Raw genomic sequence first — 18,882 nt, forward strand, 5'->3', positions numbered from 1 at the left:
GTTGAGGATACAGGTGTCTCCCCAAATCGGGAAGTGCGGTAAGTGCGCGCCTACAAAGAGATCACACAATCTTAAAATTGAGTTCGCGCAGGAATTCAAAGTCGGTGATGCAGCGAACTCCGAAGGCTTTGCAAACATCGGGTACCCGACGATTTGCGCGTTGCTTGCTTGGAGCTGATACTTCCCGCGAGACCACAGTGATTGCACTTGGGTCCGCATAGGCATATGCAATCAGGAACGGATCTTGTCCGATCTCCTCGATTTCAGAATCGTTCAGGTCGGGTGCGTATCCCTGGGCAATTACAAGGTTGAGATGGACAGGGTTGGTTTGCTCTTGAAGCAGCATACTCGCGGAAACATTCGCATCTGTAAGCCAATCGTGGAGTGGGCCGATCGACACAGCAATCTCGTTGTAAATCTCATAAGGAATCTTGACGACGCCGCTGTCCCCCTGTGCTTGGAGCCAAGTCCAAAATTGAGGAATTCTATCGATCGGATAGTAATCTTCATGAGCGCGAATTAGCACGTTCGCATCGAGCAGATAGAGCAAGACTAGCGAGCCCCCATTGTGGCGAGTCCTGGGGACGACTTCTCATAGCGTCGAATTAGCGGCTCAACAGATGATGGCTTCACTCCAAGGACTTTCGCGGCCCGCGTGTGTGTCAGGCGATTTTCCCGGAGCGTCCGGCGTACAACATCCACCAGCGCTTCGCCAAGCCGACTCTGCTTGACAACGTAATAGCTAGGACCACCTTCTTTAAGTTGATTCGCCGCGCGCGTACTTTCCTTGACGGATGCCCACCGTTGGGCATAGATGGTCGCTAGTTCCCGGTACGTCCCGGTTGAAATCCAGCCAAGGCGTTTTAGTCGAAAGGCAACAAGCGGTTCGCTCACCAGCCAAGTCTTTGCTATTGACTCGATATACCGGGTAGCTGCAGTCGCTCCATTGTTCAGTTCGGTGGGCCGCCGGTCCGCAAAGCTCGATGGCAGCAGTACAAGCCCTGCGACGTCGTTGCAAAATTGCTCGATACGTCCGACATCAGAATTGTCGCGGATAGACTCCGGGGTGCCGCTCACTCCCGTCTCTCCCAGAAAGATATGGACGAGTTCATGGATAAGAGTGAACGAGCGAGCAGTACGCGCGTCGTGGTCATTGATGACAATGAATGGGGCGATCGGATCGGCCACGGCGAATCCGCGGAACACCTCTTCGCTCAGGGTGGAGTGATGGGAACCAAGATCACCCGTCAGCAGCACAAAAACACCGATCTTCTCGACCGCTGAGCGGAGTTTCTTGAAAAAGTCATCCGGAGTGCCGCCCCAGTTCGAACGAACCCTAGGAATATCAAGAAGAGCAGACACTTGATCCGCCACCGACTGCTCTCCATCCGCGAGACGGAAAGAACCCACGAACGACTTGGGAGTCGCTTCGTCTAGGTCTTCAAGCAGGTCTCGGACAATTTCTTGACGAGCCTTGAGATCTCGGAGAAGCGCATCGAGAAGAGCATTATCTCTCGTGCTCACATCACTGCCTGTCGAACGGAAGTCCTCGCCCCGTGGAGCTTTCTTTGGAGGCGTAGCCATATAGAAGGTAAGGAGGGGACGGCGGTAGGTCTTCGCAATCTTATTGAGCTGCGTTCGGGTAGGGCGCCGAGCACCGCGCTCCAGTTCGAGAAGCTTGTCCGTTCCGCTCGCTTCCTTCGAATCGCCAAGCGCCAGCTTTTTGGCAGCGTCTTGCACATCCAGGCCCGCAGACTCGCGTGCCCAGACAAGGATCGCCGGATTGACCTGTTCCTCAAGACGCATATCGATTCGCCGGACCTAGCCGTACCGTCAAAACCAGTATATGAAGCCTTCGTTCTTCAGCGTTAGTGCATCGCGAACGCCGGCCTGCCGAGGACCGAACCCACGTCGTGAAAGGCACGAACGTGGGTTCAATAAGGGTTCAATAAAGCTTCCTCAGGGCCCCGAAACTGCCGTAGAGCGCCAACCGTGCCCAATGATTTCAATGGGTTACGGCAGCTTGGGTCCCTTTCACCGCGATAGTACGATTCGAATCCCCTCCGGACGCCAAACATTCCAAACAGCTTAGCGGAAATCCCCTGTTATCGCCGCAGAGCAGTTGTGGGCAGGGGCCAGTTAACCATCTTTCAGCGTCCCAGCGGAAGCTTTTCCGAGAAGTCTCTCACTACTGCCGACATCCAACCGGGATCTTGCTCGGAACTCAACTTGTGGGGTAATTGGAAGGCAGACCACACGCTTACTTTGTTTCGCCCTTGCCATCGAAAGCGCCCCCGTATCTGCATCGCTCCCAAAGGCTTTTGTGATCTAGCGAGAGGTTACTTTCCACGAATTGAGCTGATTGATGTAAGCTTCTACGTTTTGTAGCGTATCTGTCATGATCCAGGTCTTGAAGGTCCACGGGCTCGGCGTGATCGTAGAAAAATAGTTAACTCCCCATTTAGCAAAGTTACTCTGGTATTGGCAGGTCACGTTCGACAGCGAATCCGTGCACCCTCCGGTCGACTCGTCATAGAAGACGAATCCTGCATTTGGTGAGTTGATGAACACTCCCATCGCAGGCGAAGTTGGATCGGTACCGGCCGCGAGAATCACCGCTTGCGGCCCCGTACCGGCTCCCGGTACTTGATAGCCCGTTGTATCGCTTAAGGCATGAATACTCGAGGTCGAAACCTGCGTAAAGGTCTGAGAACTGGCCGTGTAGTAAAAGTAACTATTGAACTGAGGATTGAGGTAAGCAGTTGGTGCTTCCACCGTAAAATCGCCGCTCATCGATGGCGGTGAAGTGATGACAACCTGATAAAGACCGACTGGCCAATTGCGATCTATTCCGTCCGGACCGATCCAGTCCAAGGTGAGGGTCTTTCCGAGAGTCATATCCGGATAGATCACAGGATTATCAATTCCGCCTCCAAAGTTCGAGGGTATCCAATCCAAAGGAACGGCAGCGCTCGACTGTGTGTTGCCTGACGTGTTCAGTGATATGCAGGGTGATGGGTGAGCCGTATCCCGGTTTAACACATCAGGGTGCCCAAACCCATATTTGTCGCCCGTCTCCTGAAGGCTGTTCAGCACTGGTGCTCCTCCTCCCGGATAGTAGGCTGCGCTGGCCAACTGTCGCCCATAATCGTAATCGTTGATAAATTGAATTCCGTTCCACCACCATTCCCAGACTGCGCAGCCTGTGGCAGCATTTGATTTCGCCTCGACGCCGCCGCCTTGGACTGACGCGAGCGAAAGATCAGTGCCTGGGTAGCGAGCATAACCGAACCCAAGAGCGCCCTCGAGCGCATAATACGGAAAGGACTGAGGATGGGCGATGGGAGATTCATCGATGCCTGTCGCATGATCCCCCGCATTGGCTGATTGCGGTTGATTGTCATAGAAGCGAGTTAGAGGAGAGAGTCCAGGTTTAGCTGAACCGTTACTCCACATATATCCGATGCTTCCCTCCGTATCGTATCCGCCCTCCCCCGCGACTGGAGAATCCATATGATCGGTCTTTGAGGAGTTAAGGAGGCGATATAAGGGCACAACTCCTGGAATGGAATTGTTGGCACTGTCACTTGTTCCCGACAGGACATAGAAGATCCCAACGTAAGGATGCAAGTTTCGTTCAGCGGGGTCCGTTGTGCTTGTATAGTCAGTGCCGAGTTGCATCTCCCACAGCGTATTCAGCTTGATCGGTGCTTCAGGACCGACCTGTGCATGCCCCGTTAGCGTTGCCGAAGAGACAAGCACCAAGAGGGTTATCAGCATCGATATTTGAGGAAGATCGGCGGGAAATGATAACGGATTGTACGAGCGCACGGATGGATTGCCCTCCTTAGGTGGTTAAGCAGAATTTTGCAACGAAATCAAGGACTACGGCGAGGAATGGATAGCTTTTCCCAGGGTTCCTTGACCAATATCAACTAGCGGCAGAATTCCATATTGCTGTTGCGCCGTCAACTCGATGCGGACCTGCGTGTGGCATGCGCATGCGAGGCTCGTGTGGGGCACAATGCTTGCCTATCTCCGCCGCTTACTCTTCGCGTGGTAGAGAAGACGTTCCTCTGCGCTACGCCGATGGCGAGGAGGGTCCACCAAGCCCCCCACCTCAACTGCCATCTCAGACATAACTACATACCCAACTCAGCCGCTATGTATGTACATACGGCCTACACCGAACGCTTACACCTCAATCGAGACCATGAACTCACATCGGATATCATCGCTGAAGAAAAACTCGAAGAGCTTCTGGCACGAGGCAGTTCGCGGCGGATAAGAGCTGTCGCTCAGGACGCCCTTTGGCGCAATACCTATTCGAAGGCATTTGAGTATCCTGCGCAAAAGGAAGAGCTCATCGAACCTGCGACCTACTCCGCTCCGCCATTGCGCATGCGTATGGATGGCGCCGCTTTTTTTTGCGGAAATATGCAGCCGCCGCCCACGCTCCAGCAGAGCATTCTGGCGCCCAGTGCGTCGATGCCATCTAAAGTGGTACAGTCTTGGCCCCAACTGATGCGGCCATGCCAAAGAGGGCTCAGAATCCGGAACCCAAGAGGCATCCCAAGTTCCAGCGCGACGATCGGGGTCATCGGGACGGGACCAAAGGCGTCGTTGTATCGAGTGGATCTCTGAAGATGGGCGTTTTGCCAACGTTTCGGTGGAGGATGCCACCTCACTTGGCCCTGCTTCCCGATCGAACGCCTGACACCGGCGAAAGGCTAGGTTCAAGCGTGATGCGGCAGACCCGAAACGGGAACGTATGGGTGTAATCGCGCTGGCCGTGATTCCATACGCCCTGCCGCATCGGCCAAGTTTTGAACACTTGGATGCAATCTATTTCTGTTATGCTGGGCGGCACCTCCCCACATTGAATTACCGGAGATGCGCTATGGCCCGACTTTTCACTGTGATGATCGATACCCTCAAACATCCGATATGGCCGGATACACCTGAGTGGTACCAGATAGCTATCATTCCATCAGACAAGCAAGGGGCAACTGCACGCAGGGAATATCACGCCCGGGATGTTTTTGCTTCAGACCTTGGATCACGAGCAAAGAAATTGGAAACCCATTCTGGAGTGAGGCCTACTGCGTCAACCTCAAAAGCAGCATGAACATTTCATGCATTGGGAAATCTCGGACGATAAGGCGGCCTATCTCAATTGGGTTGGTTGAGTTTCTTTCCACACTCATATCCCACACTCGCAGTGATAGGCTGTTTCTTACCAGCCCAGCAGGAGAGACAACACGCCTTACATCCCCAAAAAGGGCGAAATTGTTCGCGTCATGGGACGGCGGGATAGAAGTCTTCGGTGATGTAGTTGACTATGATGAAAGCACTGACACGGCTCTAGTTCGCCTTCACAACCACGGCCAGCCGCAGCCTTTCCAGCGCAACCAAGTGAAACTGAAATAGCTCATAGATTGCTCTTACTTCGCCAGACACCACGCAGCATTCCCTCGACTAGCGGGCTGCGCATCGATCCAGAGCAGTAACCTAAAACTCAACATAGGCGAGCGATCTTCCGCTTCCCGAATCGCATCGTCTTCCTATAGTGTTGTCGTGCGACACAGTTCGGGTTACCGGCTACGATCTGAACTTCCAATATCTGCATCACCACTCCTCTCGCATCCCCGAAACCTGACTATAGGAGTTACCGTGTGAAGGATGGCTTTGCATTGAGTTCCGTTACCACGAACTCAATGCAAGGGAAGCGAGATCGGAAACACTTCGATCGTCAACAGACACATCTAACCGGAATGCGATCCTTCTCCGCCGCTCTTGATACCCGGCAACAATTCCATTCTTATCCGGTGACAGCTTTCCTAAAACAATCATTGACCGAGGTGCCAAGCTCTGGCATCGTTTTCAGAGCGGGCCTCAGCCCCGCATCTTCACACATCTGACGAAATCAAGCCGCAAGCCTGGAGATCATTGGACTCGTTGGGGAGCCGGGCGGCGGCTAGGGTCTGGTTGAGGCATGTCCCTGGCACATCAACGGCCAATGAGAAGGAAAGCATGACGTTAATCAAGGTGTTTCTGATAGCTGTCGTTACACAGTTCTTTATCTCTGCCGCTTTTGCATCGACAACCTACCTCGCGAACTCTTCAAGTTATTTCCATAGCTACGGCAATGCAGCCGGCACTGCATGGGAAGCTCCTGTCGGAGCATCGGATGTGATGCTCTCATACGGACCCTATGTCACCGCTGACCTAGGCTACAGCAAGGTCACGTTTTCGCTGGCAGAAGATGACAACACTTCCGATGACAATAAGGTCGTGACAATCGATATTGCCGGCAACAGGGGACAGGCAGTTTTAGCGTCGAAAACCATTACTCGTAAGCAGTTTAGCGGTAGGTATCAAGCTCAAGACTTCTCGCTCATTTTCAACAATCCCGGCTACAGTGATCTTGAATACCGAGTTCATTTCCTCGGCTCTTCCTACATCAAGCACTTCTCTACTACGGTTACGGCAATTCCTGGAACCGTCTACGTTGCGAATTCACCAAGCTATTTTCACAGCTACGGGAGTGGGTCAGGTATCGCTTGGGGAGGTGCCGCCGGAACATGGAATACGATGCTCTCCTATGGCCCTTACGCCACGGCGGCCTTAGGATACAACCAGGCTTCATTTTTGCTTCTCGAAGACAACAACACCTCTGATGACAATCCAGTCTTCCAAATCGACATTGCGGCCAACGCGGGGCAGGCAATTCTAGCGTCCCAAACCATAACGCGTAAGCAGTTCAAGGCGGCCAATACTCCGCAAACTTTTTCATTGATATTCAATAACCCCGGATACAGCGATCTTGAATACCGAGTTCACTTCGTCGGCTATTCCTATATCGAACATTTTACGACTACGATTACGGCAATACCTGGAACCGTCTACCTCGCGAATTCAGCAAATTATTTCCATAGTTACGGGAATGCATCAGGTACAGCTTGGGAAGCGCCTGTCGGGGCGTGGAACACGATGCTCTCGTATGGCCCATATACCACCGCTGACCCAGGCTACAACCAGGCTTCGTTTTTACTTCTTGAAGACAACAATACCTCAGACGACAGTCCAGTCGTTCAAATCGACGTTGTTGCCAATGGAGGGCAGACAATTTTAGCGTCTCAAACCCTAACACGTAAGCAGTTCAAGGCAGCCAACACCCCTCAAAGTTTTCTCCTAGACTTTTATGACTCTGGATACACCAACCTTGAGTACAGAGTTCATTTTGTTGGTTATTCCTATATCAAGCATCTCTCAACCGTGGTGAGAGCTTTGCCCACAATCGATATAGCTCAGTATGGAGCTCAATGTGATGGAGCGCACCCAGATCAAGATACCAACGCCTTGGCAGCCGCAACGCAAGCAGCTGGAGACGGTTACAGTCCCACGGGGATTCCAACGGTCGTCAAAGTAAGCAAAGGACAAAGCGGACAATGCTCCGTCAATTCCACCATCAATGTCCCAGCGGGTACTCACCTTGTCGGCACTGGAGGCGCCATTCAAGCTGTTGGCGCATTCGGCGCCGTCTTTCAGTCCAACGGCGGTAGTGACATCTCGTATGACAATGCGCAGATTGCGGTGACCCCAGACACTAACGATAAGAAGATCACTTCCATGGCAATTGCGTATTCTACAGACCCTGCATTAAATCAGGATGGTCCCTACGAGAAATTCAGCATAACGAACTCCACTATCCACGGGGCTCAGTACGCGATCAAAGTCGACGTCTACGACGCACCTGATGGCTTTTCCCGAAAACTAAGTAACGTGAACATCTCAAGTAATAATATCGATTGCGATTTGATTAGCGGAGGATTTGATTCCCAGTGCCGCGATGGAATACACCTCAATGGAGAGGTGTTTTACGCATTAATAGACCACAATACAGTTCAACATCGTGGTGACGCTGCCTACGCCCTGTCTTCAGCGGGGAAAGATAACATAGTCGATAGCCGCAATCTTTTTGGTTCCCTCTTGCCCAGCTTAACTCCAACCAATATACAGATCTCAAACAACAACGGCGACGATAATCAGACCTGTCTTGATTTTTCCGGTGGCAATAATGTGATCGCTAGTAATAACTCCTGCAAGGACATTATCCCAATTACAGCGCCATCTGGCGCCCCCCCGGCATCTGGCCCCTCGATGAGGTTTGTCTGGGGTGGCTACTACCCTTTGCCTACCAACATCTCAGTGAATGGAGGGCGTTTTTCGAATGTACTCGGTTCGAACGCAGAGCAAAGCAATGTAAAAATGGACTTTTCGATTCCCCCAAATGACAATATCCCGACCCCTGTGTGTAATTGCACAGTAGCTAATGCCCAGTTGAGCGGCAATATCTACATGCTGGGCGATACATTTACGATTGATCAATCAGCTTTTGCCTCTGGAACAGTTCTCACATTGGCGGTTAGGGCCGGTTACATGACTAACGCCATCGTAGTATCAAATTCCACATGGGATTACCCTAGGACCATCAATGTCAACAATGGTGCTGGCGGGATTTCAAATTCTTACCTAATCAATGACACTTACAATGGTGTGGCATCGGCTCAAGTCTGGCTCCACTAAGAGACTGACTCTGGTAGGGCTTGCATCTCAATAGGGACGCCGGCCAATAAAGTAGTACTTCGCATCAGGCTGGGAACGGAACTGAGCAGCAACTCATTCCGTTCTCAGCCCGCTGGACACACACTAGAGCATTTTCCCTATTGCTGGGTATCCCGGAAGGGGAGTGTAGCGGCGTTTTCATTGCGGAAAACGCCCATAGATGCGGAGGTCCTGGACTACACCTATAGGGAAAACGCCCTAGGTGATCTCGAAGCTTACTCCCTGTGCAAGAGGAAGATCCGTTCCGTAGTTAATGGTATTGCTAGCGCGGCGCATGTATTGTTTGCATGCCTCGGGGCCCGATTCACGTCGTCCCCCGGTGTCTTTTTGGCCGCCAAAGGCTCCACCGATTTTGGCACCGGAGGCTTTGCTTCAAGTAACGGATCATGTTTTCCTGGATGTTGTGAGTCAACGTCCTCGGAACCGCGAAACACCCTCAGGTGAGCAGCATTTTCAGTTCCCTCTTGTTCTGTTTCAAGAGAAAGCTTGCTTATCCTTTACGAGGCCGGCAAGAAAGTGCCCGGGCACGAGAGCCGAGCCAAAGGGAGGCACTATGGATGTAGCAGTTTCCGCGTTTGCGAGTCCGTCCGCGAGTGCCGTCCGTGTGCGTAGCTTTCGGACGTCGCTCGCCCATCTATATGAATGTCCTCTCGCCATGTATTGGCTGGCGAACTATAGACATCAATCGTTCCGGTGCTTGCATGGGGCGAGCAGACTTGTCCGAGCTTGCCGTAGACCACTATGGAGCCTCTTCGAGGCGCACTCTTGTCATTGGCTAAGCAATTCCGGAGCATCCGCCTCATTCATACTCCGGCGGACAGTCTTTCCTGACGTCAGAGATTGGCTACAATCCCGATAGGGAGGCGCCGGATGGATCGCGCGCTTGCCTCTGATAAAACGTAACCACCTGCGACACGGCATACTTCGGGCGGGATCGAGATCATCATGTGTACATGGTCAGCAAGCAGATGACCTTTCTTCAATCCGGCATTTCCCTCTTCATACACCCGCATGCTCCGCGTCTACGAAAACTAGGACTTGCGGGCGCTCAGTGAGTGATTTGCCCTGAAGTCAACAGTTGAACTCACAAGCGGCTGATCGATGGACGCTGGCCGACTATGGCTCTGCGGGCTCAAAGTTATCCGCGGTGGCGGGATCACCTGCGCCCTTATATTTTGCTCGTTTCGGATATGGGAAAACCGGGCGAGTAAAGGTCGATTCACCGGCGCCATTGTGGGTGGCAAGGAGTGCGTCAGGAGCGCGTCCTTTCTCGACCCAGTCTTCCAGATAGCTCACATAATCAATGTTGCCGGCGCCTTCGCCTCCTCCACAGTGGCCCATGCCCGGGATCATGAACAGCCGGAAAAAGTCTCGAGTCGCTGCGGGGCCGCCCATGGTTCTCTCAGTCGTTTCGTAGTAGTTCACAGCCTTGAGTGGCGGAACTCCACCCGCCCCTGCATCAGCCCAGCCTTGATACAGGATGAGCTTTCCGCACGCGCTTTAAACGCTCTGAGATCGGGATTGTTCGCTGCATAGAGAGCGTCTGTCATTCCAAACCGTTTGTAGTAACGCTCGAAATCCAAGTCGCTGATCTGCCAACCTGATCCTGGCGCCGGAAGAGACCCACATTCATCAAGCGGATTCGGCAGAGTGATCTGGCTGCTTGCCAATTCCCAAAGACGCTCACGGATCGCAAGGGCAAGTTGCGAAACGAGCTGAATGGTGAGTCTGAGGACCCCGCCTTCGTACACTCTTCCCGCTCACGTGCAAAGCCAAGACGACTAGCCGGAAGCCGTTATCGACCACCTTCTCCTTCAAGCGCTATAATCGCGACATCGAGCGGGAGTAGCTCAATGGTAGAGTAGCGGCTTCCCAAGCCGTTGGTTGCGGGTTCGATCCCCGTCTCCCGCTCCAAATCCCCCATCCAAAACTGCGCGGTTTTCTTCTCAGATGGCTTACTGTCCATACTGTCCAGATTTACCGGAAATGCGGGAAAGCATATGCATTCCATACAGAGGGTGCCGCAAATGCAATGGTGGTAAGTCACTCATATTGCGATATTTATCCGGAAGTCGTTGTTTTCATTTCGCTCCCCAATTTGCTCTAGAGAGAACGTCAGCTTCCCAAGCTGAATGTCGCCGGTTCGATCCCGGTCTCCCGCTCCAGGTTTTCAAGAACCCATCGATTCTGCATTGCAGATAAGAAATGATCGGCTCCTTGTTGCCGCTCCTAAGCGGCCTTCGAACGCCAACGCTCAGAATCGCATAACAAACTTTACCAGCGAAAATGCACAGTGGTGAGGTGATTCGTGTGATGGTGGCCGCTTCTGAGTCAGTTATGATGATTGCTTCGTGAGAGTGCTCGGCCTATTCGCGTTGTCTGCAGTCACGGTCTATTTGGTACTTCTCGTAATTCTCTTTCTGGCACAACGGAGACTCTTATATTTCCCTGCTCACTCCTATACATCGATAACGGAGGCACACGCCAATCGAGCGTTCAACGAGATCCCCGTCAAAACAACGGACGGAATCGAGTTGCGAGGCTGGTATGCACCTGCGACAAGCAGGCCCTGTACTATCGTCTTCTTTCACGGAAACGGGGACAGCTTGTCTACGGCAGCCGGAATTGCCGAACCCTACATTACTGCCGGCTATGGCTTCTTCCTCGCGGAGTATCGGGGATATAGCGGACTTCCCGGAGCCCCCACCGAAAGCGGCCTGTATCACGATGCACGAGCCTATTTGCAAAGCCTGAAAAACCGCGGTGTTGATAGCCGAAATATCATCCTCTACGGACATTCCCTGGGAACTGGAGTAGCAGTGCAAATGGCCTCTGAGTATCGCACCGCAGGCCTGATGCTACTCGCACCATACCTTTCGATTCCCAAGGTGGCGCAGATCAGCTTTCCCTTTTTCCCGTCGAGCCTCCTCGCTCTGGATCGATTCGACAATGAGATAAAGATCAAGCAGATCCACTCACCCGTGCTTATCGGAAATGGATCTGAGGATGCAGTTGTTCCACCGTCACAGGGGAAGAAGCTATATTCCCTGGCGAACGAACCAAAGGAATTTCATCCTCTCCCCGGTCTCGGCCACAACGACACATTCGATGCATTCACTCCATTGAGCCTGCGTTGGCTGGAACACACCTGCGGCGGAAATTAATCCTGAGACGTAGAGCATTTTCCCTGTAGGTGTAGTCCAGAGCATCCGCATCTATGGGCGTTTTCCGCAATGAAAACGCCGCTGCACGCCCCTTCCGGGATACCCAGCAACAGGGAAAATGCTCTAGTCCTTACTGCTGAGGTGGTGTCTGTGGTGTCTGTGGTGTCGGCTGCGTTGGAGTCGTTGGGGTTCCACTTCCGGTGGAGCCGCCACTTCCTGTAGAGCCACTGCTTCCCGTACTCCCGGTCGATCCGGAAGAACCCAGGGTTCCTAAGGAGCCGCTGCTCGGCGAGCCTCCCAAAAGACTCGCCTGAGCCCGCAACTGCTCTACCCTGGGATCGTAGGTAAACTCCCAGTCCTCGTATTTCACTTCGTCCCCATTGATCGCCAGCAGCGACGGTCCGGTTTTAGACGTCCCGACACCCACGATCACGCCGCCGGTTCCCTGCAGGCTTGATGCGCTCTGGCTGCCGATACCGCCGAATGGGCTGGTGCTTCCTGTGCTGCCGGTGGCTCCACTTGATCCCGTTGCGCCAGGTCCCGGAGTCGCTCCAGGCCCCGGATTAGCAGTGGTATTGATGCCCCCGATATTTGAGCCCATCCCTGCGGCAGCGCCCAGACCACCGCCTGTCGGCGCAATCGGCTTGCCGAAGAAGCCCTTGATCTGCGCCTTTGCCTGGCCAAAATGAATCAGGCGCCAGTCATCCTTACCTGTCAACGGATCGACATAACGCCGCCGCAGGAAGCGCTGATTATTTGTATTCTCAAGCTGATCGATCGAGGCCGGATAGTGTCCGAGCTTGAGGTAGTACAGCCGAATCGCACGCTGGTACTGCTGCGCGCGATGCATGGACTCAATCTCCTGATCGCGCCTCAACGATCTTGCCATCGTCGGTGCAGCCACCCCAAGCGTCAGCAGAATAATGAAGATGATCACCAGCAGACCAACCAGAAGATAACCGTCTTCATTGGTCCGCCGCTTCGTCATTGCGTCACCAGGGGAAGGGTCTGCTGATTGTTGTTGGTCATGTCCATCACCACGGCCGAGGTAGCATTGACCGTCACTACCTTATAGCGGCGCGCAACCACATCACCGGATCCCGCCAGAAAGACATCATCTCCCTGTAGCAGGAATGCCTGATGCTGCCCATTTGACCGCGTTGCTACTCCGAAGAAACGCAGGTTGATTGGCGGAGGAGGCGGCGGCCCAACTGGAGCAAGATTGACCGGCTGCGTTATCGGACGCGGTGGAGCAATGGGTTTCGGAATGTTCGCCACCGGGGGAGGAGCTGACGTCATCGAAAAGATGTTCCGCCCCGAACCCGAATACTCGAGCGACTCCGCTGCCTTCATCGCCTCCATGTGAAGCGTTGGGTCAAGCTGCGCCGCTGTGGTGCCAACCTTCTTCGCGGTAGAACTACCAGTCGCCCCAGCACCTTTACGGCCTGTGTTCGCCGATGCGCTGCCATTTGGCGTCATATCACGAATGACCGGAGCAGCCGGCGGCGCAGTGGTGGCTGCCGGAGAACTAAGAAAATTGTCCCAGATGATATAGCCCAGGCAAATCACCGCAACCGCGCCCAGCGTTCCGGCAATGGCGACCTTCTTCTTATCCTCAACGCCGGACTTCATGGCCTGCCTCCTGCCTAGTGCTTCCCTCCGGTTTCGTACTTGCCTCCTGCTTAACATCAGACGGCAGTGGCCTACGCAGGTACGTCGTCACACGCAGACGCAGATTCACCACAGAGGTTGCCGGCGCGTTGTTGTTATTACCCCCGCCAGCCTGCCCTGTAAACGTCACCGCACCGATCACGAAGAAGGTCTTGTCGCGTTCCACTGAATTAAGGAATTGCATCAGAGGACGATAGTCCCCTGAGAGCGTCATATCCATCCTGATCTCGACCAAATCCGGATCGGGCGAATCCTCGGGAGCCGTCTCCGTGTACTGTACCCTCGTCAAACGGACGTTCTGCTTCTTCGCCAGCGTACCCAGCTCCGCCAATACCGGAGACCACGCATAGGACAGGCGTTGCTCGGTAAACTTGTCAGCCTCAGCACGTGCCGTGGTCAGCTTGTCATCCAGTCCACGCAGCGGTTGCGCGGCAATATCGGCAGTCTTCAGAGCTACCTGCTGCTGACTTAAAGCCTCGCTGCCGCTCTGCCGAAGCTTGTTCCATGCCAGGAAGAGGTGCACAGCGAGATAAATATTCAAAGCCAGCAACACCATCACGCCCGCAATATGGAGGTTCACGGGAGACAGTGCATCCGCAACACGACGCGAATTCAGGCTGGGAGTCACGGTGGACGTACTCATCGCTTCACACCTCCCGGATTGGTTCCCTGATTGGTTCCTGGGTTGACTGCCTGCCTGACTGCCTTCGGCGGCATCGCTGTACCTGGCCCAACCGGCGGACCAGACCTGATCGGCACGCTCTGCCCACCCGGAGCATTGACAGCAGGCTTTGCTGGAAGCTTTGCAGGAGTGCGCACTACCGGCTTCGCCGGAGTGATTGCGTCCTTCTTCGAATTCGCAGTATCTTCCTTCGCTGTCTCCTTCTTCGCCTCGGTACGCGGAGCCAGCGGGTTATAGCCGGAGAGGATATCGAACTCTACGTTGCCCATCGCCGCAAGTTGATAGGCAGGCTGATTGCCTGATGTCTGCAACGATTCACTGGCCAGGCGAGGCTCGGCAAACCGTCGCGAGTGCTCCAGGTTACGAATCAGTTCCACCGCTTTGTCGCGGTCTCCCATCACGCGCAAACGGATATGTACGTCGCCGTCGCTTCCGATCTGTGGTTCGATCGATGACACCTGTACTCCTGCCGGAAGCACATTTTCGAGGTCCATCATCACAGCCGTCCAACTGAAGCTCTTACGCAGGAACAGCTCATTTAGGAACCGGGAGCGCTCCAGCGCCGCAGCATTCACCGGCTGATGCATACGCGCCTCGTTCCGCGAACGCTCCCGCTGCAGGTCTGAGGTCTTGTTCCGCAACGTTGCTAACTGTGCCTGTGCGACATCTGCCTTGGACGATTCCATGTACAGCAAACCACCTAATGCAGCCGCGGTAACTCCCAGGGCGGCCATGGCAACACGCAGCCGCTTGAAGACCTGCCCAAGCTCGACAAAAGGCTTCGACGCGAGATTGATCTGGATACGCATCAGCCTTTCAATGCTCCTCTCACGCCGGCCAGCAGATTGCGCGACACAGTCGATCCGGTCAACAGATCCTCGGCGCGTACGATCTCCCGCAACCGAACCCCTTCTCCAATCGTCTCGGACGCGATTCGCTGCAGCTCGTTCGACGGCCATGTCCCTGCAACCAGGATCTCATCCGGCAGTGCGCCCAGCGTATCTTCAAAATAGGCTGTCGCAACCGAGATGGCGCGAGCAATCTCATCGGCATGGTTCAAATGCTCCACCTCGGCCAACAGAACATCCGTCTGCTCCATGGCCAGAGCCGATGTCGGATCGGTGGCTACAGGCGGTGGTTCCTGTGCCGCTGCATTGACCGTCTCGTGGGCAAACTCCACCGTACGGTACAGCACCAGGTTGCCGCCTCGCACAATCGCGGTGGTCATGCTGGCTTCATCGATATTCAGGAGCAGCTGCGCCTTTGGCTCCGCGGGGTCAAGCACCGCCACGGCAGCCAGCGTTGACGGCAGCACCGCGCCGGGCTCATATCCTGCCTCGCGTACAGCCTGTTCATACTCGCTGCGCAGGTCCGCGGGCATGGCGACCGCCAGCACACTCACGCTCCCCCTGGCCTCGCTCATCACCTGGTAGCTGATTGCGGCAGTATCGGAATCAAAGGGCAGCATCCGTTTCAGACGGAACCGCACCACGCTTTCGGCATCGTCTTCCTTTGAGGGCAATGTATCGAAATCCAGGAGAACGACACGGACCGCTGCGTCCGGAAGAACAAGTGTGACATCGCGGCTCTGTGCCGCTACCCGTTCCAGCACTGAACGCAGCGCGGCGGCAACCGCAACGCGGTCTGCAAGGTTGGGGATCTTCAATGAAGGCAGCAACGCACCCGCCCTCAGCGATACCTGCGTGACCGCACGCACCGGTGCTGTGGTTGCATCAGCCGCTGCGGCCACCACCAGTTCGCCACGTAACTCGGCCGCCAGGCGGGGACGTTGATGTGTGCCGCTCAACTTGGAAAGAAAGGACATGTGTTGAATTGTTACCGGGTCGCCTCGATAAAGGTTACCTTGTTGATCTCCTTCAAGGTAGTTACACCGGCGCGCACACGCTGCAGCGCCGAGTCGCGTAGAAATGCCATCCCCTTTTCACGCGCCACACGCCGAATCTCCGAGCCCGGCTTCTTGGCCAGCAGCATCTCGCGGATCTCATCATCCAGCTCCAGCAACTCATGAATGGCCGAACGTCCGCGATACCCCGTACCTCCGCACTCCATGCAGCCGGCTCCCTCGCGGAACTGGAAACCGCGCCAATCCTCGAGCTCGAGGCCGCTCTGCAGCAGGGTCTCATCGTCGTACGTAACGTAATGCGCGCAAAAATCACAGATCTGTCGTACCAGCCGTTGCGCCAGAATGCAGTTCAGAGCAGAGACAAAGTTGTACGGCTCAACTCCCATATTCAGAAACCGGCCAAGTACATCGACAACATTATTGGCGTGCACAGTCGTGAAGACCAGGTGACCCGTCAGCGCCGAGTTGATGGCGATCTGTGCGGTCTCGGCGTCACGAATCTCACCGACCAGAATCTTGTCCGGGTCGTGACGCAAAATCGAACGCAGACCGCGGGCAAAGGTCAGGCCCTTCTTCTCATTGACCGGAATCTGAGTAATGCCGCGGATCTGATACTCGACCGGATCTTCGATCGTGATGATCTTGTCTTCTTCACTCTTGATCTCATTCAATGCGGCATACAGCGTCGTCGTCTTACCGGAACCGGTAGGCCCGGTAACCAGCACCATGCCGTACGGCTCTTTGATGTAACGCCGGAAGCGCCGCAGATCCTCATCCGCGAAGCCCACCACATCCAGCGAGAGTTTCGTGAACTTCTCGCTCATCGACTCTTTATCGAGCACGCGAAGCACGGCATTCTCGCCGTGTACGGTCGGCATGATCGAGACACGGAAATCGATCAGGCGCCCTTTGTAGCGCACACGGAAGCGCCCGTCCTGTGGCACACGGCGCTCGGCGATATCCAGTTCGCTCATGACCTTGATACGTGACAGGATCGTCTGATGATGCTCTCGCGCAATTGGCGCCATGGCCTGCGTCAGTACACCGTCAATACGGTACTTCACCAATAGAGAGTCGTCGTAGGTTTCGAGGTGGATATCAGAAGCCCGGCGTTCCAGCGCCGTAAAGATTGTCGTATCGACCAGGCGGATAATCGGCGAGATATCTTCTTCGCTGGTCAGCTTCTCGATGGAGATGTTCTCGTCTGCATTTTCATCCGACGACACTACATCGAAGGTCAGTCCCTCGCTCGCCTCTTCCAGAACACGCTGCGACTGCTCGTTCTTCTTCAGAATGTCGGTAATCTGCGACAGCGTTGCCACCCGCGTAACCAGCCGCGCCGACAACAGAGAAGCAATCTCATCCAGCACCATCAGTTTGGATGGATCGCTCACCGCGATCACCAGGCGGCCATCGGGCTTCTGTTCCAGCGGGACAAAGTTGTACCGAAACATCAGTTCCACGGGCACCGTCCGGAACAGCTCATGCTGAATCTTGAAGTTCTTCAGATCAACAAATTCAGAGTGATAGCGGCGCGCCAGCATCTGCGCGCGCTCTACCTCGTTCAGCTCCAGGCCGTTGGTCGAGGGAATCGGGATCGCTAGGGGAGCTTGTGCCATGGTTTATTGGACTCCGGTTTGCGCCAAGGGTTTACTGACCGAGCCCGCCAGCGCCCAGCGAGAAAATCGGTAGATAGAGCGAGATAAGAATAATGGCAATCACGATGCCCATGAAGACGAGCAGAATTGGCTCAATCAGGCTCATGGCCGCCGCCAGGGAAAGCTGTACATCCTCCTCAAAAAATTCGGCTACCGAGTTCAACATTGCCGGCAAGGCACCAGTGGACTCGCCGACCTCAATCATCTCCGTCGCCAGATTCGGAAAGATCTTCGTCTGTCGCAGAGAATACGCAAGCCCCTTGCCCTCACGGACCGAACCCACCGAAGCATACACGGCCAGCGCCGTCTGGCGGCTGTTGATCGATTTTGCCGCCGTCTCCAGCGATGGCACCAACGGCAGACCGCCGGTCAGCAGCGTTGACAATGTGCGGGAAAACAGCGCTACCTGGTACTTCAGCCACACCGGCCCAATCAGGGGCAGCCTGATCCGGATGCGGTCAACCAACTGATTCCCGGTATCCGTCTTGAGCCAACGGAAGAAGATATAGACCGCTATTGCGAACACCACGGCCGCATAAATTCCGTAGTGCTGCGCCTGTTTCCCCAGATTCAGCAGGAAGACAGTAATTCCCGGCAGCGGCGTATTCAATTGCTCATAGAGCTCCGCAAACCGCGGAATCACAAAGGTCAGCAGAAAGATCATGATGCAGATCACCATCAGCACCAGAACGATGGGATACACCATCGCGGACCTTAGTTTCTTGGTAAAGCTCAAAGACAGCCGCTGAAAGTCGACAAAACGCTGTAACACTTCTTCCAGGTTGCCGGACCGTTCACCAGCCAGAAGTGTGGTGGTATAGATGATCGGCACGCCGCTTTGCGCATCGAACGCCGACGACAGCGACTCCCCCGTACGGACGCGTGCCGCGACGTCTTCCAACTGCCCCTTCAGATTCAGATCTTTCTGACCGGCCGTGAGCAAATCCAGCCCGCTCAGAATCGGCAGACCGGCGCGTATCAGGGTCAGGAACTGCTGGTTGAAGATGAGAAAGGTATCGAGCTTGATCTTCTTCTTGCGACCGGCTGCCAGCACCGAACGAGGCTTAACCGAATAGACAAGATAGCCCGCGTGCGTGAAACGCAGACGTAACTCCTCAGCCGTGGCAGCGGCGTGGATTTGCTCCTGTATACGGCCGCGCTCATCGGCCAACTTGATGACAAACTCAGTCATGAATCCGGCGGGGTAACCCTGTA

Annotated in this window: 14 protein-coding genes, 1 tRNA gene and 1 pseudogene; 3 read left to right on the forward strand and 13 right to left on the reverse strand. The window is 54.7% G+C overall.

What is annotated here, in order from left to right; all coding sequences use genetic code 11:
* Window positions 1-61 precede the first annotated feature (61 nt).
* From OHL21_RS21245 to OHL21_RS21255, 3 genes are all read right to left on the reverse strand, one after another.
* Entirely contained in the window at window positions 62-550 is a 489-nt protein-coding gene (locus OHL21_RS21245; RefSeq protein WP_263419313.1) for a DUF4411 family protein, read from the reverse strand.
* 2 nt (window positions 551-552) lie between these two features.
* On the reverse strand, window positions 553-1,806 hold the full coding sequence (locus tag OHL21_RS21250) for an ImmA/IrrE family metallo-endopeptidase (protein ID WP_263419314.1): 1,254 nt from the start codon (window positions 1,804-1,806) through the stop codon (window positions 553-555).
* Between the two features lie 522 nt (window positions 1,807-2,328).
* The gene (locus OHL21_RS21255; protein ID WP_263419315.1) at window positions 2,329-3,831 is read right to left on the reverse strand and encodes a hypothetical protein; all 1,503 of its coding nucleotides are present in this window, start codon (window positions 3,829-3,831) and stop codon (window positions 2,329-2,331) included.
* A gap of 2,202 nt (window positions 3,832-6,033) precedes the next feature.
* Here OHL21_RS21255 and OHL21_RS21260 point away from each other — a divergent pair.
* Window positions 6,034-8,589: a hypothetical protein gene (locus OHL21_RS21260; protein WP_263419316.1), complete on the forward strand. Its 2,556-nt coding sequence runs from the start codon at window positions 6,034-6,036 to the stop codon at window positions 8,587-8,589.
* An 894-nt stretch (window positions 8,590-9,483) separates the two neighbouring features.
* On the opposite strand, the pseudogene OHL21_RS21265 reads toward OHL21_RS21260, so the two are convergent.
* The 3 genes and pseudogenes from OHL21_RS21265 to OHL21_RS21275 form a co-directional block, all read right to left on the reverse strand.
* Window positions 9,484-9,605: pseudogene (locus OHL21_RS21265) on the reverse strand (transposase); the annotation flags it as partial.
* A gap of 139 nt (window positions 9,606-9,744) precedes the next feature.
* On the reverse strand, window positions 9,745-10,110 hold the full coding sequence (locus OHL21_RS21270; protein WP_317890006.1) for a tannase/feruloyl esterase family alpha/beta hydrolase: 366 nt from the start codon (window positions 10,108-10,110) through the stop codon (window positions 9,745-9,747).
* Window positions 10,050-10,379 carry a hypothetical protein gene (locus OHL21_RS21275; protein ID WP_263419317.1) on the reverse strand — a complete coding sequence of 110 codons (330 nt, stop codon included), beginning with the start codon at window positions 10,377-10,379 and terminating at the stop codon, window positions 10,050-10,052. The genes OHL21_RS21270 and OHL21_RS21275 overlap by 61 nt, the downstream gene beginning before the upstream one ends.
* Window positions 10,380-10,467: 88 nt before the next feature.
* Between OHL21_RS21275 and OHL21_RS21280 the strand changes: the two genes are divergently transcribed.
* Both OHL21_RS21280 and OHL21_RS21285 read left to right on the forward strand, forming a co-directional pair.
* Window positions 10,468-10,542 (forward strand) — tRNA-Gly (locus OHL21_RS21280).
* Between the two features lie 443 nt (window positions 10,543-10,985).
* Window positions 10,986-11,792 (forward strand): alpha/beta hydrolase, encoded by an 807-nt coding sequence (locus OHL21_RS21285; RefSeq protein ID WP_263419914.1) that lies wholly within the window; start codon window positions 10,986-10,988, stop codon window positions 11,790-11,792.
* Window positions 11,793-11,922: 130 nt separating this feature from the next.
* Here the strand turns inward: OHL21_RS21285 and OHL21_RS21290 are convergent, their stop codons facing one another.
* Genes OHL21_RS21290 through OHL21_RS21320 form a run of 7 tightly spaced genes read right to left on the reverse strand, consistent with a single transcriptional unit; the run spans window position 11,923 to window position 18,859 of the window.
* A complete protein-coding gene (locus OHL21_RS21290) occupies window positions 11,923-12,780 on the reverse strand; it encodes a type II secretion system protein (RefSeq protein ID WP_263419318.1) in 858 nt (285 codons plus the stop codon).
* Window positions 12,777-13,424 carry a hypothetical protein gene (locus tag OHL21_RS21295; RefSeq protein ID WP_263419319.1) on the reverse strand — a complete coding sequence of 216 codons (648 nt, stop codon included), beginning with the start codon at window positions 13,422-13,424 and terminating at the stop codon, window positions 12,777-12,779. Before OHL21_RS21295 ends, OHL21_RS21290 begins: the two co-directional genes overlap by 4 nt.
* The gene (locus OHL21_RS21300; RefSeq protein WP_263419320.1) at window positions 13,408-14,106 is read right to left on the reverse strand and encodes a hypothetical protein; all 699 of its coding nucleotides are present in this window, start codon (window positions 14,104-14,106) and stop codon (window positions 13,408-13,410) included. Before OHL21_RS21300 ends, OHL21_RS21295 begins: the two co-directional genes overlap by 17 nt.
* Entirely contained in the window at window positions 14,103-14,954 is an 852-nt protein-coding gene (locus OHL21_RS21305) for a PilN domain-containing protein (protein WP_263419321.1), read from the reverse strand. The genes OHL21_RS21300 and OHL21_RS21305 overlap by 4 nt, the downstream gene beginning before the upstream one ends.
* Entirely contained in the window at window positions 14,954-15,970 is a 1,017-nt protein-coding gene (locus OHL21_RS21310; RefSeq protein WP_263419322.1) for a type IV pilus biogenesis protein PilM, read from the reverse strand. The genes OHL21_RS21305 and OHL21_RS21310 overlap by 1 nt, the downstream gene beginning before the upstream one ends.
* A gap of 11 nt (window positions 15,971-15,981) precedes the next feature.
* Window positions 15,982-17,628 carry a GspE/PulE family protein gene (locus tag OHL21_RS21315; RefSeq protein WP_263419323.1) on the reverse strand — a complete coding sequence of 549 codons (1,647 nt, stop codon included), beginning with the start codon at window positions 17,626-17,628 and terminating at the stop codon, window positions 15,982-15,984.
* 31 nt (window positions 17,629-17,659) lie between these two features.
* On the reverse strand, window positions 17,660-18,859 hold the full coding sequence (locus OHL21_RS21320; protein ID WP_263419324.1) for a type II secretion system F family protein: 1,200 nt from the start codon (window positions 18,857-18,859) through the stop codon (window positions 17,660-17,662).
* Window positions 18,860-18,882 lie beyond the last annotated feature (23 nt).

This window comes from Terriglobus albidus, from assembly GCF_025685425.1.
In the GTDB taxonomy this organism is placed as follows: domain Bacteria; phylum Acidobacteriota; class Terriglobia; order Terriglobales; family Acidobacteriaceae; genus Terriglobus; species Terriglobus albidus.

Excerpts from the sequence above, each read along its gene's own strand:
- OHL21_RS21315 (WP_263419323.1), bottom strand. The coding sequence starts at position 17,628 with ATGGCACAAGCTCCCCTAGCGATCCCGATTCCCTCGACCAACGGCCTG.
- OHL21_RS21310 (WP_263419322.1), bottom strand. The coding sequence starts at position 15,970 with ATGTCCTTTCTTTCCAAGTTGAGCGGCACACATCAACGTCCCCGCCTG.
- OHL21_RS21320 (WP_263419324.1), bottom strand. The coding sequence starts at position 18,859 with ATGACTGAGTTTGTCATCAAGTTGGCCGATGAGCGCGGCCGTATACAG.
- OHL21_RS21295 (WP_263419319.1), bottom strand. The coding sequence starts at position 13,424 with ATGAAGTCCGGCGTTGAGGATAAGAAGAAGGTCGCCATTGCCGGAACG.
- OHL21_RS21290 (WP_263419318.1), bottom strand. The coding sequence starts at position 12,780 with ATGACGAAGCGGCGGACCAATGAAGACGGTTATCTTCTGGTTGGTCTG.
- OHL21_RS21260 (WP_263419316.1), top strand. The coding sequence starts at position 6,034 with ATGACGTTAATCAAGGTGTTTCTGATAGCTGTCGTTACACAGTTCTTT.
- OHL21_RS21305 (WP_263419321.1), bottom strand. The coding sequence starts at position 14,954 with ATGCGTATCCAGATCAATCTCGCGTCGAAGCCTTTTGTCGAGCTTGGG.
- OHL21_RS21300 (WP_263419320.1), bottom strand. The coding sequence starts at position 14,106 with ATGAGTACGTCCACCGTGACTCCCAGCCTGAATTCGCGTCGTGTTGCG.
- OHL21_RS21250 (WP_263419314.1), bottom strand. The coding sequence starts at position 1,806 with ATGCGTCTTGAGGAACAGGTCAATCCGGCGATCCTTGTCTGGGCACGC.